Origin of the sequence: Paractinoplanes ovalisporus (assembly GCF_016834655.1) — a bacterium.
GTDB classification, from domain to species: domain Bacteria; phylum Actinomycetota; class Actinomycetes; order Mycobacteriales; family Micromonosporaceae; genus Actinoplanes; species Actinoplanes ovalisporus.
The window spans coordinates 371864-385890 of record NZ_JAENHP010000007.1 but is presented as its reverse complement, the minus strand read 5'-3'; the positions used below and the strand labels follow the sequence as shown (position 1 = coordinate 385890).

The following is a 14027-nucleotide window of genomic DNA, read 5'->3' as shown; positions in this document are numbered from 1 at the left end:
CGCCGGACGGGTGGCACAACGGTCCGATCGCCCGACGGCGTCCGGCATCGCACGTCGTTACAAAGGTCACCGACGCCTCCGACCACAAAGGATTCCGATGCGAAAACTTCTCGTTCCTCCGGCCGTGGTTGCCGCCGTTCTCGGTTTCGGCGCCGCGCCGGCATCGGCCGTCACCAAGCCGGTTCTTTTCACGTACGTCTATGTCGACTCCCCCGGCACCGACAACCGCACCAACACGAGCCTCAACCAGGAGTACTTCAAGCTCACCAACCAGCTGGACCGGCCGGTGAGCCTGAAGGACTGGTCGGTCAAGGACGCGGCCGGCAAAGTCATCAAGTTCGGCGCCATCACGCTGCCCAGAAAGGGCACTTTCACCGTGCACACCGGTAAGGGCACGCAGGGCTCGCCGGCGGGTCATTTCTACTGGGGTTCGGGCAACTACATCTGGAACAACACCGGCGACACCGCCACTTTGCGCAGCCCGTCCGGCGCGACAATGGACACCTGCACCTGGAAGAAGGTCGTCACCACCCGGTGCTGATCACCGCCGGGGCCGGAATGCGGCGCGCACCTCGGCCGACCGCGTCGAGCAGTTCGACGACCGAGCCCGGCCTCGTCGGGAAACCGCACGGTGAAGGGCCGGATGGCATCGCCGGTCATGACAGTCCCTGCCTCTCCGGGATGCGGACGCCATCCAGCCTTCCCCCGCGCGGGGCGGGCTCGCGCCCGTCGAACACCCGGGTCCCACCCCGCGCTCGGGCGCGCCGGCACTGTCCCCGGCTGCGCACGCCGGTGTTATCCCAGCTCGTCGCGCCTGCGGGTCAGATACGCGATCTCGGCGGTGTTGCCGGCCAGCTCGATCGCCTGGTCGTAGGCGGCCCGGGAGTCGGCGCTGCGGCCCAGGCGGCGCAGCAGGTCGGCCCGGGTCGCGTGGAACGCGTGGTAGGCGGAGAGCCGGTCGGCGAGGCGGTCGACAGCGGCCAGCGCCACCTCGGGGCCGTCCATCTCGGCCACCGCGACCGCGCGGTTGAGGGCGACGATCGGTGACGGGTCGACCCGGACGAGCTGGTCGTAGAGGGCGACGACCTGCGACCAGTCGGTGTCGCGGACGTCGCGCGCGTCGGTGTGCACGGCGTTGATCGCGGCCAGGATCTGGTAGCGGCCGGGCGCTTCGCCGGCGGCCAGGCGTTCCCGTACGAGGGCGTGGCCCTCGGCGATCAGGGTCCGGTCCCACGATCCGCGGTCCTGGCGGTCCAGGGTGACCAGCTCGCCGGTGGCCGAGACACGGGCGGCGTGGCGGGCCTCGGTGAGCAGCATCAACGCCAGCAGCCCGGCCACCTCGCCGTCGCCGGGCAGCAGGGCGCGGATCAGCCGGGCCAGCCGGATCGCCTCGGCGGTCAGATCGCGGCGCACCGGATCGGTGGCGGGGCCGGTCGCCAGGTAGCCCTCGTTGAAGATCAGGAAGAGCACGGCGAGGACGCCGGCGACGCGTACGGGAAGGTCTTCCGCCGCCGGCACCCGGTACGGGATGCGGGCCGCCTTGATCTTGGCTTTGGCCCGGGTGATCCGCTGTTCCATGGCGGTCTCGCGCACCAGGAAGGCGCGCGCGATCTCGGGCACGGTCAGGCCGCCGACCATGCGCAGCGTCAGCGCGACCCGGGTCTCGGGGGCCAGCGCCGGGTGGCAGCAGGTGAAGATCAGCCGCAGCCGCTCGTCCTCGATGGCGCCCAGGGGCTCGAGCGGCGTGTCGTCGTGGAGCATCCGGGCCTCCTTGTGCTTGTCGTCGCGCTTGCCCTCCCGGCGGATCCGGTCGATGGCCTTGCGGTTGGCGGTCGTGGTCAGCCAGGCGCCCGGGTTCGGCGGCACCCCGTCCTCCGGCCACTTCTCGACGGCGATCGCGAACGCCTCGGCGGCGGCCTCCTCGGCGATGTCGAGATCTCCGTAACGCCTGGTCAGGGACGCGACGATCCGGGCCCACTCCTCTCGGTGGGCCCGGCTTACCGCCGTACGGGAATCGTCTTGGACCAGGCTCATCGCCGCGGGGGAATCGTCGTCGTCGCGGCCCATCGTCGTACGGGAATCGCTCATGCGGGGTCGAGGAAGGGGCGGACCTCGACCCGGCGGTTGCAGGCCCGGCTGCCGTCGGCCGCGAGCCGCAGCGCCACATCGAGGTCGGGCGCCTCGAACACCCAGAACCCGGCCATGTACTCCTTCGTTTCGACGAACGGCCCGTCGGTGAACAACGCCTGGCCGTCGCGGTTGTCGATGACGGTGGCGGTACTGGGCGAGGCCAGCCCGCCGGCGAAGACCCAGTGGCCGGCCGCCTGCACGCCCGCGTTGAACGCGTCGATCGCCACCATCTCCTCCTCGGTGCCGGAGTTGGACTTGTCGTCGATCACGGAAACCAGATACTGCATCTCGGCTCATCTCCTGCTCGCGGCCAACCGTTCCGGGCAGCCTCTCACCTCTGCCACGAACGCCCTCGCCCCGATCCGACAGCCGCCGCCAGAAATCCGAACCACCGAGACCCCGGCCGCGATCGGGCAGCCCCCGCCAGAAATCCGCACCGCCGAGGCCCCGGCCGCGATCCGGCAGCCGCCGCCGACGCCCTGTTTCGTTCCGCAGATCAAACCCGGTTTCCCGTACGGGCAAAGGTCGCTTTCGTTTGTCTTCGTTTTGGCGTGTTACCGTTTCGGTTCAGCTCGTTTCGGCCCGGACGGAAGGAACCGAGATGGCCCAGCCCGTACGCATCGCCCTGATCGGATGCGGCCGGATCGCCCAGGTGGCGCATCTGCCCGCGATCGAGAAGGCCGACGGCGTCACGCTGGTCGCGGTGGCCGACCCGAGCGGACAGGTGGCGTCCGACGTCGCCCGCCGCTACGGCGTCCCGGCGGCGCACACCAGTCAGGCCGAGGTGTTCGCCGACCCCGGAGTCGAGGCGGTGATCGTCGCCGCACCCGACCGGTTCCACTTCCCGATCGCCGCCGAGGCCCTGCGCGCGGGCAAGCACGTTCTGGTCGAGAAGCCCCTGGCCGCCGACTCGGGCGAGGCCGAGGCGCTGGCCGACCTCGTCGATCAGACCGGCCGGCTGCTGCAGGTCGGCGCCATGAAACGACACGACCCCGGCCTCGAGTACGCCCACAGGTTCGTCACCGGAAAACTCGGAACGGCCCGTACGTTCAACGCCTGGTACCGCATCGGCGACCTGCGCCCCGGCATCGAGGCCACGCTGTTCCCGCCCGTCTTCGCCGACGAGGCCGCGCGCGGCGCCGAGGCCACGTTCAAGGCCGACCGGCGGCGCTACCTGCTGGCCACGCACGGCGCGCACGTCTTCGACACCGTCCGCTACCTGCTCGGCGACGTCGCCTCGGTGATCGCCAAGCACCGCCAGGACGGCCGCGACCAATACTGGCAGGCCCTGCTGACCATGGCCTCGGGCGCCATCGGCACGGTCGGCATCACGGTCGACGTGCCCGGCGTGCCCAGCGAGGGCATCGAGGTCTTCGGCGCCACCGGTTCGATCCGGGTCGACACGCCGTTCCCGTTCTACCGGCTCGCCTCGACCGTGCAGGCCTACGCGGGCGGCGAGACCGTCACGCCGGTGCTGCCCGACGGCGACGCCTACGAGCGGCAGATCGAGGCGTTCGCGCGCGCGATCCGCGGCGAGGGGCCGGTCACGCCTGATGTCCGGGACGGGCTTTCCGCCGTACGGCTGATCGAGGCCACCGCCGCAGCGGTCGGGAGCGGCGCCGAGGTGAAGCTGTGAACCTCTCGCTCGGCATCTTCGCCCGCACGTTCGTCCGTGACACGCCGGCCGAGGTGGCCGGGGCGGTCGGGGCCGCCGGCTATCGGCTCGCCCACTGGAACTTCGCCGCGATCGGCCTACCCACGCTGACGTTTGACATCGATCGTTTTGGCGAGGTCCATCGGTCTTTCGACGCGGCCGGCATCGGCATTCCCAGCGTCTCGGGCACGTTCAACGTCATCCACCCCGACGTCGAGCTGCGGGAACGGCAGACCGCCGAGGCCGTACGGCTGATCGGTCTGGTGCCCCTCCTCGGCGCCGACGTGGTGACCCTGTGCACCGGCACGCGCGACCCGGAGAACATGTGGCGCGCCCACCCCGGCAACACCGATCCGGACGCCTGGACCGACCTACGCAAGACACTGGATCCGTTGCTGGAGGCGGCCGAGAGCGCGGGCGTACGGCTCGGGGTCGAACCCGAACCGGGCAACGTGATCCGGGACGCGCCCACCGCGGCCCGGCTGCTCGCCGAACTCGGCGACGACGCCCCGGTCGGCATCGTGCTCGACCCGGCCAACCTGCTCACCCCGCAGACGGTGAGCCGCCAGAACGAGATCCTGGGCGAGGCGGTCGACCTGCTCGGCGACCGTGTGGTCGGCGCACAGGCCAAAGACGTCGTGACCGCGGGCTATTCGGCGGCCGGGGCCGGGTTGATGAACTACCCGGCCGTGCTGGCCCAGCTCAACCGGATCGCGCCGGTGCCGCTGATCGTGCAGGACGCCTCCGAGGCCGACGCCCCGCGGGTGCGGGCCGACCTGTTGCGGTGGGCCGCGCAGTGACGCCCTGGCCCCCGGGTGCCAACCTGTTTGCGGCGGGCCGCGCAGTGACGCCTCCGTCCCCCGGTACCGACCTGTTTGCGGCGGGCCGCACAGTGACGCCTCCGTCCCCCGGTACCGACCTGTTTGCGGCGGGCCTCGCAATGACGCCTCAGCCCCCGGGTACCGACCTGTTTGCGGCGGGCCTCGCAATGACGCCGCAGCCCCCGGGTGCCAACCTTTCGCGGCGGTCCTCGCAATGACGCCTCAACCCCCCGGTGCCGACCTGCTGCGGCGGGCCGCGCAATGACGCATCAGCCCCCACGCGGACGCCTGGGTCCGCTTTTCCACACGCTGGCCGGTAGCGGGCGGCCGGTCCTGCTGCTGCACGGGCTCGGCGGCGACCGGACCCAGGCGCTGGGGCTGCTTCCGTCCACGTTCGAGGCCACCCGGATCGCGCCCGACCTGCCCGGGCACGGCGACACCGACCTCACGCCGGACGAGCCGGTCACGTTCGCGGCGTTCGCCGAGCGGGTCGCGGGGCTGCTGACCTCGCCGGTTCCGGTCGTCGGGGTCTCGATGGGCGCGGGGGTGGCCCAGGCGTTGGCCGCCGCTCATCCCGAACTCGTCGAACGGCTCGTGCTCGTGCGGCCGTCCTGGCTGGATGAGCCGCCGGCGCACCTCGAGGTGTTCCGGACCATCGCGCGGCTGCTGCCCGACCGCGACGCCTTCCTCAGGACGGACTCCTATCAGCGGATCGCGGCCGAGGCGCCGGCGATGGCGCAGTCGCTGCTGGGGCAGTTCGACCGCCCCTACGCCGTCGAACGGGCGCGCGTTCTGGACCAGATGCCGTTGTCATTCCCGTACGGGGAAACCGGGGTTGATCTGACGATCGTGGCCGCTCCGGGCGACCCGGTGCATCCGGAGTCGCTGGCCCGCGAGCTGCATCGGCGGAACCCGGGCTCGCGGCTGATCATGGTGCCGCCCAAGCTGCCCGATCCGACCGAACATCAGGACGCCGTACGGGCCGTGGTCGCGAAGGCCTTGGCCGGATGACCACTAGACTCCGGCCCATGCCGCAGACAGGCCCGGTTTTCGCCGAGGAGCGCCGTCAGCGCACCGTCGACGCCGTACGGGCCGCTGCGGCGAAGGCGCTGGCCGGATGAGCGGCCCGGTTTTCGCCGAGGAGCGCCGTCAGCGCATCGTCGACGCCGTCCGGGCGCGGGGGCGGGTCCGGCTGTCCGACCTCGTTGAGATGCTGGGCGTCACCGAGCCGACCATCCGCAAGGACCTGAGCGAGCTGCACAACCGGCGGCTGCTGCGCCGCACCCACGGCGGCGCGATCGCGGTCGAGTCACATCTCGAACAGACGCTGCACGACCGAAGCGGACAGCACCGCGACGCCAAGCTGAAGATCGCGCAGGCGTGCCGGGCGGAGATCGCCCGCGGCGAGTCGGTCTACCTCGACTCCGGAACGACGGTGCAGGCAATCGCCGAGGGCCTGGAACCGCTCGACCTGAACATCCTGACCAACGCGCTCGGGGTGGCCCACGCGGTCGCCGGGCGGGAGGGGCTGCGGCACACGCTGCTGGGCGGCACGGTCCGTCCGCTCGGCGGGTCGCTGGTCGGGCCGGTCGCGCTCGAAACCCTGGGCCGGTTCACGGTCGACGTCGCGTTCATCGGGGCCAGCGGCCTGACCGCGGACGGCATCAGCGTCGCCGACGTGACCGAGGCGCAGGTCAAACAGGCAGTCATCGACCGGGCCCGGCGGGTGGTGGCCCCGATGGACAGCAGCAAGTTCGGGGCGGCCGATTTCGTGGCCGTGTGCGGACTCGACCGGGTCGACGTCATCATCACCGAGCGCGTGACCGAGGACGCCGCCCGCTGGTGCGACGCGCACGGGGTCGAGCTGCGCGTGGCCGGCTGACCAACCTCGCTCGCCGCCCGGGGCATGCCTGATCCGCATCCTGCACCGCCCGGGGCACGCCCGACCCGCATCCTCCGCCGCCCGGGGTATGCCCGACCCGCACCTCTCGCCCCCACGGCATACCCGACCCGCATCCGGCACCGCCCGCGGCATGCCCGACCCGCACCCCTCGCCCCCACGGCATACCCGACCCGCATCCCGCACCGCCCGCGGCATGCCCGACCCGCACCCCTCGCCCCCACGGCATACCCGACCCGCATCCCGCACCGCCCGCGGCATGCCCGACCCGCACCCCTCGCCACCACGGCATACCCGACCCGCATCCCGCACCGCCCGCGGCATGCCCGACCCGCACCCCTCGCCCCCACGGCATACCCGACCCGCATCCCGCACCGCTTGGGGCATGCCCGACCCGCACCCCTCGCCACCACGGCATACCCGACCCGCATCCCGCACCGCTTGGGCAATGCCCGACCCGCACCCCTCGCACCCAAGGCACGCTTGACCCGCATCCTGCACCGCCCATGGCATGCCTAGTCCGCATCTCTTGCGCTCGGGGAATGCCTGGCCCGCATCTGTTATGCGCGGGGCATGCCTGACTCGCATTCCACGCGTCCGGGGCATGCTTGACCCGCGCAGACGGGTCTCCTTCACTACTTGGGGTACAGGCTCGCCGCCGTGCGGACCAGGCCGGCGACGGTCTGGGAGCGGCTGTGCGCCGGCCACGCGAGCACTGTCGTGACGTGCGGGGCGTCGATCACCGGGACCGTGGCGTGTGCGCTCCACAACCAGGATCGCGACGACGCGCACAGCACGGCTGCGGTGTGCCCGAGGGCGATCAGCTGGCCGAGCTGGGCCAGGTCGCGGATCTCCGGACCCGGGCCATCCGGGTAGGTGCCGTCCTGGCCGGGCCAGCGTGCCACCGGCAGACCTGGCACATCGGCCAGCTCAGCCATGGTCAGCTTCTCGCACGCGGCCAGAGGATGTGTGGCGGGCAGGATGGCTACCTGTTGCTCGGTCAGCAGATCCTCGGTGTCGAACCCGGCGAAGGAATCGAACGGCCGCTGCATCAGCGCCACGTCCGCTCGGCCGTCCCGCAGCATCTGCGCCTGCTCGAACATGCCGCACAGGACCACGTCGATCGAGGCGGCGGCGGGCTCGACGGCGTACGCGTCAAGCAGCTTCTGCAGCAGCTCGTGGCTGGCGCCGGCCTTGGTCGCCAGGGTGAGGCTGTTCGCCGAGGTCGCGGCGCGCTGGGTGCGGCGGGCGGCCGCGGCGGCGTGGTCGAGGAGCGCGCGGGCCTCGTCGAGCAGCACCCGGCCCGCGTCGGTCAGGGCGACGCCCCGGCGGTCGCGTTCCAGCAGCGTGACACCCAGCCGCCGCTCAAGCTGCTGGATCGCCCGCGACAGCGGCGGCTGCGCCATGCCCAGGCGCTCGGCGGCCCGGCTGAAGTGCAGCTCCTCGGCGACCGTGACGAAATACCGCAGCTCACGGATCTCCAACTGGTCCATCCGTCAACTCCCCACCTGGTCCGCGCGTCAGCTCTCCACCCGCTCCGCGCGTCAGCTCTTCACCCGCTCCGCGCGTCAGCTCTCCACCCGCTCCGCGCGTCAGCTCTCCGCTCACTCCGCGCGTCGACTCCCCACCCGGTCCGCGCGTCGACTCCCCACCCGGTCCGCGCGTCGACTCCCCACCCGGTCCGCGCGTCGACTCTCCACCCGGTCCGCGTGTCGGCTCTCCACCTGGTCCACCCGTCGACGATACCCGGCAGGTATCACAGCCCACCGGATCGGTGTAAGGGCCAGGGCCGTCGCCGGGTCACCATCGGCGTCATGAGCGACACGAAGACCGCGCTGATCACCGGCGCGAACAAGGGACTCGGATACGAGATCGCGGCCGGGCTGGGCGCCCGGGGCTACCGGGTGGCGGTCGGGGCGCGCGACCGGGCGCGGGGTGAGGCCGCCGTCAAGACGCTGCGTACGGCCGGGGTGGATGCGTTCGCCGTCACCCTCGACGTGACCAGCGACCGCAGTGTCGCCGAGGCCGCGGGGCAGCTCGACCGCCTCGACGTTCTCGTCAACAACGCCGGCATCTCCGGTCCCACCGGCCCCGATTGGGGCCAGGACCCGACCATCCTCGACCTCGACGTGGTGCGCGCGGTGGTGGACACCAACGTCTACGGCGTCATCCGGGTCACCAACGCGATGCTGCCGCTGCTGCGGCGTTCGGCCTCGCCTCGCATCGTCAACGTCTCGAGCAGCGTCGCCTCGCTGACCTGGCAGTCGGACCCGGGCGTCGAGGTCGGCCCGATCATGGCGGCCTACGCACCGACCAAGACCTACCTCAACGCCCTCACCGTGCACTACGCGCGCCAGCTGGCCGGCACCGGCATCCTGATCAACGCCGCCTGCCCCGGCCTGATAGCAACCGACTTCACCGGCGGCGTGGGCCGCCCGGTGCGCGAGGCCGCAGCCACCCCGATCCACCTGGCCACCCTGCCCGACGACGGCCCGACCGGCACTTTCACCAACGACGAGGGGGTCATCCCCTGGTGACCTGAACTCGCCGACGGCCTTACCGGGCGCCCTCTCCTCGCCGCCAGCCTTTCCTCGTGGCTCGTCTCGGCGCTGCCATCTATCTGCTGACCTCGTCGAGCCGCCGGCTCAGGGCGTCGCGGATCGTGGTGCGGGCCTCCTCCCCGACCGCGACGCGCACCGGCGGGTTCTCGTCGTCGGCTACGGCCAGGATGGCGTCCACGACCTCGCGCGGGTCGCCGAACTCGGCCGCCGGCTTGGCCTGGAACGCGGCGAAGAAGGCGCCGACCGTCGGGGCGTAGACGTCGTCCGGCGCCACGGCCCGTGCGAGGGACTGCGGGCCGAACTCGGTGGCGTACGTGCCGGGCTGAATCGCCGTGACCCGCACTCCGGCCGGCGCCAGCTCGATGGCCAGGGCCTCGGACAGCAGGTCGGCGGCGGCCTTGCTGGCCGAGTAGAGCCCCGAGCTGGGCCAGGCGTAGACGGCCAGCTCGGACGAGAGCGTGATGACGTGGCCGCGCCGCTCGCGCAGCACGGGCAGTGTGTCCCGCAGCAACGCGAGCGGCCCGAACACGTGCGTCTCGAACACCTCGCGGGCGGCCGCGTCGCCAACCTGCTCGACGGCGCCGAACAGCCCGTACCCGGCGTTGTTGACGAGCACATCGAGCCCGCCGGCGGCGTTGACCGCCTCGCGGATCGCGGCGCGGCCGTCAGCGGTGGTGATGTCGGAGACGACCGGGATGATGTGCGCGCTCAGCGCGGCCAGCTCAGCCAGGGCGTCCTTGCGGCGTCCGGTGGCGATGACGGCGTCGCCACGCCCGGCGACGGCGAGGGCGAGTTGCCGCCCGAAGCCCGATGTGGCCCCGGTGACCAGCCAGACCTTGTTCTTCGCGCCACCGCCGTTCGTCGCGCCACCGCTGTTCGTCATGCCGATCTCGTTCGTCGCGCCGCCGCTGTTCGCCACGCCGCTGCTGCTCGTCGCGCCGATCTCGTTCGTCACGCCGCCGACGTAAGTCGCGCTGTTCTCGTTCGTCGTGCCGTTCTCGTTCGCCACGCCACCGCCGTAGGTCGCGCTGTTCTCGTTCGTCGTGCCGTTCTCGTTCGCCACGCCACCGCCGTAGGTCGCGCTGTTCTCGTTCGTCGTGCCGTTCTCGTTTGTCATGCCTCGATCTCAGCTCCGGCGACGGCGCCCGGGACGGCGATAACCGGCCCACCGGAACCTAGGACGCGGTGGGCCACCTTTGCCGTCTCAGCGGCCGCGACCATGGGCGACCATGGGAGTCATGACCCACAACGAGGAGCTCAGCGACTTCCTCCGCGCGCGCCGGGCCGCGCTCACCCCGGAGGCGGCCGGGCTGCCCTCGGGGCCGGCGCGGCGGGTGCCCGGGCTGCGGCGTGAGGAGCTGGCGGCCCTGGCCGGGGTCAGTGTCGACTACTACACGCGCCTCGAGCAGGGCCGCCACATCACGCCTTCGGAGCCGGTGCTCGACGCGATCGCCGCTGCCCTCTCCCTCGACCCGGCCGAGACCGCCTACCTGCACGCCGTCGCCCGCGGCAAACCCCAGGCCCGCCGCCGCTCGCCGCGCCCGCAGGTGGTGCACCCGGGCACGCTGCGCCTGATCGACCAGCTCGGCGACGTTCCGGCGTACGTGCTGGGCCGTCGCACCGACGTGCTGGCCACCAACCGGATGGCCCGCCTGCTGCTGGCCGACTTCGACGCCATGCCGGCCCGGCAACGCAACGCCGCCCGCTGGCTGGTGCTCGACGAGGGTGCCCGTTCACTGTGGGGCGACGCGTGGGAGAAAACGGCGTCAGCGATGACCGGCGCGCTGCGCATGGACGCCGCCCGCTACCCCGACGACCCCCGCACCACCGAACTGGTCGGCGAACTGTCCATGCACAGCGAGCACTTCCGCCGCTGGTGGGCCGACCACCTGGTGACCGAACAGGGCCACGACGCCAAGACCCTCTATCACCCGATCATCGGCCGCATAGAGCTCGCCAGCGAGGCGTTGAGCCTCCCCGACCCCGGCCAGACGCTGTTCGTCTATTTGGCAAAGCCCGGCTCGGAAGCCGAGGACGCCCTGGCCCTGCTGGCACACGGCATCCAGGCCGAACACCCCGCACCCCGCCCCGTGAAGTGACGCCGAGCCAGTGCCGATCTCACTCCTGAGGCGACGCTGAGACGGGGTGCAGCGGACAGCGGCCGGGCACGTCGGCGCGTGCCGACAGGGCCCGACGAGCGGACGCGGAAGGCGGGCGCAGAAAGCGGCGGCGCCTTCACCCATCTACAAACAGCGCTTGGCGCCCCGACCGCGCGCTGATGCCGGCGTGGTCCAGAATGGCCGCCGTGGCCGAGCAATACCTCACGGCGTACGCCGTAGACCCCTCCCGCGTCGTCCCCACCGACCCGCCGGTGGGCAAGGCAACCCTGCCCGGCCGGCACTGGGACGAGCTGACGCCCGCCTTCGCAGCGTGGGGCCTGACCGCCCTGGCCGACTTGTGGTCGCGCCCCTGGCCCACCACGGCCGGCGACCCGTGGCCCTTCCCGATGTACGCCGACCCCGCCCACGTGGCCCGCATCGAGGCCGAGCTGGCCGCGTTCGACATCACCCGCGTCCACGACGAATGCGACCTCCTCCCCGACGGCGACGACGACGCGGACGAGGTCGCCTGGCTCCTGACCGAGAAGCTGCCGCAGTGGCTGCAGGCCGCCCGCACCTCAGCCCGCGGCCTCTACATCCTCCGCGACGGCGCCAAGTAATCCTCACGTCCGGGCGGTGCCAGGCGACGTGACAGGGACACCTACGCTGCCCCGGTGAGTTCGAAAGTCAAGCGACGGCGGTGGCTGGTCGGTGGCGTGGTGTTGCTGCTTATGGTCAGCGCGCCCTGGATCTGGACCACCACCGCCGCCGTGGGGCATGTGCATGATGCCGCTGATGCGCCCACGGCTGACGTGGTCATAGTGCTGGGGACGACGGTCGGTGCGGGTGGGCAGCCGGAAGCGCGGCTGGCCGGGCGCCTGCAGACCGCCGCCGAACTGGTCACCAGTGGCCGGGCCCGGGTGGCGCTGGTCTCGGGTGACGGCGGTGGCGACTCCGGTGACGAACCGGCCGCGATGACCGCCTATTTGACCGGAACCCTCGGGGTCGACCCCGCCCGGGTGGTGGCCGACCCGAATGGCCTGGACACCTACGACTCCTGCGTGCGGGCCCGGGACGTCTACGGGGTGCGGCGCGCCCTGATTGTCACCCAGTCCTACCACCTGTCGCGCGCGGTGACGCTCTGCCGCAGCCTCGGGCTGGACGTTGACGGCGTCCGGGCGCGGTGCGACGGCTGTGGCCGGGCACTGCTCGCGGAGAAGTCGGTGCGTGACTACTTCGCGAGCGGGAAGGCCGCCTGGGACGCCGTACGACAGCGGCCCCCGGCGGTCACCTCGCCCCGGAGCTCGGCGGTCGAGACCGCCCTGGCCCGGAGCTGACGTGGCCCGTCAGCTCCGGCGACCAAGGCTCGGAGGGTCAGGACCAGATCTCGGCCCGGTCGATGCTGATGACGGTGCCGTTGGAGGCGGCGTTGCGCTCGCCGGTCACGCGGACGCGGACGGTGTGGGTTCCGTACGCGAGCTTGGGTGAGAGCCAGTTCAGCGCCTCCCCGACCCGGATCGCGTTGTAGAAGTCGATCCTCTGCTCGGCGCCGCCGTCGACGCTGATCGCGGCGATGCCGTTGCCGACGTCGCGCACCGAGAGCAGGGCCAGCTGGGTTCCGGTGAAGGTGAACGTCGCCGTCGCGCCAGTGGCCCCGCTCCAGTGGTCGTCGCCCCAGAAGCACTGGGCGGCGCAGCCCGTGCCGGAGCTCCACGCACCGCCGTACGTGAGGGAACCGTTTCCGCTCGTACGGCCGTCGTTGTTGATCCAGGAGGTCGACGGGCCGGGGTCTCCGGACGGCAGGTCCTGGGTGGCGCCGATGGCCAGCGGCACCCCGAGGTTGGGGCTGCCGTCGGCGTTCCAGGTGATGCGCTGCACCCGCGTCGTGCGGTTGGTGTACGTGAAGACGCTGGTCGTCTTGGCGTGATAGACGATCCAATCCTGGGCGCCGTCGGGGCTCTTGAAGAACGCGTGGTGACCGGGGCCGAACACGCCGCGGGCATCGGACCGGGCGAAGACGGCGCCGCTGCGCTGCTGCCAGTTGGCCGGGTTGAGCGGGTCGGCGGTGCCGGCGATGCTCAACTGCCAGACCTGGTAGTCGGGTTTGCCGGTGTCACAGGCGGAGTAGGTCATCCACGTACGGCCGTTGCGGTAGAGGAACTCGGGACCCTCGCGCACCTCGGGGCAGCCGCCGGCGGCGTTGATCGCGACCGCGTTGCCCGACACCGTCCACGGGTTCGACATCGGGGCCACGTTGATGCCGTTGTGCTGGTAGGCGTTGGTGCCGGCCCAGGCCAGGTAGAGCCGCCCGTTGTGCTGCATGATGCCGGGGTCGATGGCGAACACGTCGCGGTTCGGGGGCACCAGGCGCGCCTTGAAGTGGTACGGCCCGAGCGGGTTGTCGCCGCTGGACTCGAGCACGTAGAGCCGGTGGTTCTCGTCCACCCCGTCGTCGGCGGTGTAGTACATGTACCAGAGGCCGTTGAGCCGGTAGAACTCCGGCGCCCACACCTCCTTGTTGCGCGAGGCGTTGGTGTCACGCCACACCTCGGTGGCGGGCGCGTTGAGCAGCCCGGCCACGCTGGCCGAACGGCGCATCTTGATCGAGTCGCCCTCGGTCATCGTCAGGTAGTAGCTGCCGTTGAAGTACGTCATGAACGGGTCCGGTTTGACGCCGACCGGGTTGCGGAACGTGCCCGCGGCCAGCGTGGACACCGGTTCGGCGCGGGCCAGGCCGCTCACGGCGAACGTGAGGACCAGCCCGGTGAGCGCGACGAGCGCGAGCCACCACCGGCGGGGAGCGATTCGGGGCATGGGGATACCTCCATCGGCGGGCCCACACTTGGGGGATCGGGCTCCGTC

Annotated in this window: 14 protein-coding genes; 9 read left to right on the top strand and 5 right to left on the bottom strand. The window is 71.8% G+C overall.

From position 1 onward, the window contains the following. Positions 1-97: 97 nt before the first annotated feature. Positions 98-541 (top strand): lamin tail domain-containing protein, encoded by a 444-nt coding sequence (locus JIG36_RS23960; protein WP_203378600.1) that lies wholly within the window; start codon positions 98-100, stop codon positions 539-541. Positions 542-795: 254 nt separating this feature from the next. Here the strand turns inward: JIG36_RS23960 and JIG36_RS23955 are convergent, their stop codons facing one another. Together JIG36_RS23955 and JIG36_RS23950 are read right to left on the bottom strand one after the other, a co-directional pair. Further along, positions 796-2034: an RNA polymerase sigma factor gene (locus tag JIG36_RS23955; protein WP_203378686.1), complete on the bottom strand. Its 1239-nt coding sequence runs from the start codon at positions 2032-2034 to the stop codon at positions 796-798. Between the two features lie 50 nt (positions 2035-2084). Further along, positions 2085-2417: a YciI family protein gene (locus JIG36_RS23950; protein WP_203378599.1), complete on the bottom strand. Its 333-nt coding sequence runs from the start codon at positions 2415-2417 to the stop codon at positions 2085-2087. A gap of 314 nt (positions 2418-2731) precedes the next feature. Here JIG36_RS23950 and JIG36_RS23945 point away from each other — a divergent pair, with 314 nt between their 5' ends. From JIG36_RS23945 to JIG36_RS23930, 4 genes are all read left to right on the top strand, one after another. After that, positions 2732-3766 (top strand): Gfo/Idh/MocA family protein, encoded by a 1035-nt coding sequence (locus tag JIG36_RS23945; protein ID WP_203378598.1) that lies wholly within the window; start codon positions 2732-2734, stop codon positions 3764-3766. Next, positions 3763-4584, top strand: coding sequence for a sugar phosphate isomerase/epimerase family protein (locus JIG36_RS23940; protein ID WP_203378597.1), 822 nt, complete (start codon positions 3763-3765; stop codon positions 4582-4584). The genes JIG36_RS23945 and JIG36_RS23940 overlap by 4 nt, the downstream gene beginning before the upstream one ends. Before the next feature lie 282 nt (positions 4585-4866). Further along, positions 4867-5616 (top strand): alpha/beta fold hydrolase, encoded by a 750-nt coding sequence (locus tag JIG36_RS23935; RefSeq protein WP_203378596.1) that lies wholly within the window; start codon positions 4867-4869, stop codon positions 5614-5616. A gap of 106 nt (positions 5617-5722) precedes the next feature. Beyond that, the gene (locus tag JIG36_RS23930) at positions 5723-6487 is read left to right on the top strand and encodes a DeoR/GlpR family DNA-binding transcription regulator (RefSeq protein WP_203378595.1); all 765 of its coding nucleotides are present in this window, start codon (positions 5723-5725) and stop codon (positions 6485-6487) included. Positions 6488-7140: 653 nt separating this feature from the next. Here the strand turns inward: JIG36_RS23930 and JIG36_RS23925 are convergent. Beyond that, the gene (locus JIG36_RS23925) at positions 7141-7998 is read right to left on the bottom strand and encodes a LysR family transcriptional regulator (RefSeq protein ID WP_438870751.1); all 858 of its coding nucleotides are present in this window, start codon (positions 7996-7998) and stop codon (positions 7141-7143) included. Positions 7999-8319: 321 nt separating this feature from the next. On the opposite strand from JIG36_RS23925, the gene JIG36_RS23920 reads away from it, so the two are divergent. After that, positions 8320-9042: an SDR family oxidoreductase gene (locus tag JIG36_RS23920; RefSeq protein WP_203378594.1), complete on the top strand. Its 723-nt coding sequence runs from the start codon at positions 8320-8322 to the stop codon at positions 9040-9042. A 79-nt stretch (positions 9043-9121) separates the two neighbouring features. Here the strand turns inward: JIG36_RS23920 and JIG36_RS23915 are convergent, their stop codons facing one another. Further along, entirely contained in the window at positions 9122-10183 is a 1062-nt protein-coding gene (locus JIG36_RS23915; protein ID WP_236048112.1) for an SDR family NAD(P)-dependent oxidoreductase, read from the bottom strand. A 121-nt stretch (positions 10184-10304) separates the two neighbouring features. Here JIG36_RS23915 and JIG36_RS23910 point away from each other — a divergent pair, with 121 nt between their 5' ends. The 3 genes from JIG36_RS23910 to JIG36_RS23900 all read left to right on the top strand — a co-directional run bounded on the left by JIG36_RS23910 (position 10305) and on the right by JIG36_RS23900 (position 12502). Next, positions 10305-11165: a helix-turn-helix domain-containing protein gene (locus JIG36_RS23910; protein ID WP_203378593.1), complete on the top strand. Its 861-nt coding sequence runs from the start codon at positions 10305-10307 to the stop codon at positions 11163-11165. A 206-nt stretch (positions 11166-11371) separates the two neighbouring features. After that, positions 11372-11785, top strand: a complete 414-nt coding sequence (locus tag JIG36_RS23905; RefSeq protein ID WP_203378592.1) for a hypothetical protein — start codon at positions 11372-11374, stop codon at positions 11783-11785. 54 nt (positions 11786-11839) lie between these two features. Beyond that, a complete protein-coding gene (locus JIG36_RS23900) occupies positions 11840-12502 on the top strand; it encodes a SanA/YdcF family protein (RefSeq protein WP_307872886.1) in 663 nt (220 codons plus the stop codon). A gap of 37 nt (positions 12503-12539) precedes the next feature. Here JIG36_RS23900 and JIG36_RS23895 read toward each other — a convergent pair whose 3' ends face one another. After that, a complete protein-coding gene (locus JIG36_RS23895) occupies positions 12540-13979 on the bottom strand; it encodes a glycoside hydrolase family 43 protein (RefSeq protein WP_203378591.1) in 1440 nt (479 codons plus the stop codon). Positions 13980-14027 lie beyond the last annotated feature (48 nt).

What these genes read in the sequence shown, in the direction of transcription:
- JIG36_RS23920 (WP_203378594.1), top strand. Translation starts at nt 8,320, where the DNA reads ATGAGCGACACGAAGACCGCGCTGATCACCGGCGCGAACAAGGGACTC.
- JIG36_RS23950 (WP_203378599.1), bottom strand. Translation starts at nt 2,417, where the DNA reads ATGCAGTATCTGGTTTCCGTGATCGACGACAAGTCCAACTCCGGCACC.
- JIG36_RS23955 (WP_203378686.1), bottom strand. Translation starts at nt 2,034, where the DNA reads ATGAGCCTGGTCCAAGACGATTCCCGTACGGCGGTAAGCCGGGCCCAC.
- JIG36_RS23960 (WP_203378600.1), top strand. Translation starts at nt 98, where the DNA reads ATGCGAAAACTTCTCGTTCCTCCGGCCGTGGTTGCCGCCGTTCTCGGT.
- JIG36_RS23895 (WP_203378591.1), bottom strand. Translation starts at nt 13,979, where the DNA reads ATGCCCCGAATCGCTCCCCGCCGGTGGTGGCTCGCGCTCGTCGCGCTC.
- JIG36_RS23925 (WP_438870751.1), bottom strand. Translation starts at nt 7,998, where the DNA reads ATGGACCAGTTGGAGATCCGTGAGCTGCGGTATTTCGTCACGGTCGCC.
- JIG36_RS23930 (WP_203378595.1), top strand. Translation starts at nt 5,723, where the DNA reads ATGAGCGGCCCGGTTTTCGCCGAGGAGCGCCGTCAGCGCATCGTCGAC.
- JIG36_RS23915 (WP_236048112.1), bottom strand. Translation starts at nt 10,183, where the DNA reads ATGACAAACGAGAACGGCACGACGAACGAGAACAGCGCGACCTACGGC.
- JIG36_RS23945 (WP_203378598.1), top strand. Translation starts at nt 2,732, where the DNA reads ATGGCCCAGCCCGTACGCATCGCCCTGATCGGATGCGGCCGGATCGCC.
- JIG36_RS23910 (WP_203378593.1), top strand. Translation starts at nt 10,305, where the DNA reads ATGACCCACAACGAGGAGCTCAGCGACTTCCTCCGCGCGCGCCGGGCC.
- JIG36_RS23935 (WP_203378596.1), top strand. Translation starts at nt 4,867, where the DNA reads ATGACGCATCAGCCCCCACGCGGACGCCTGGGTCCGCTTTTCCACACG.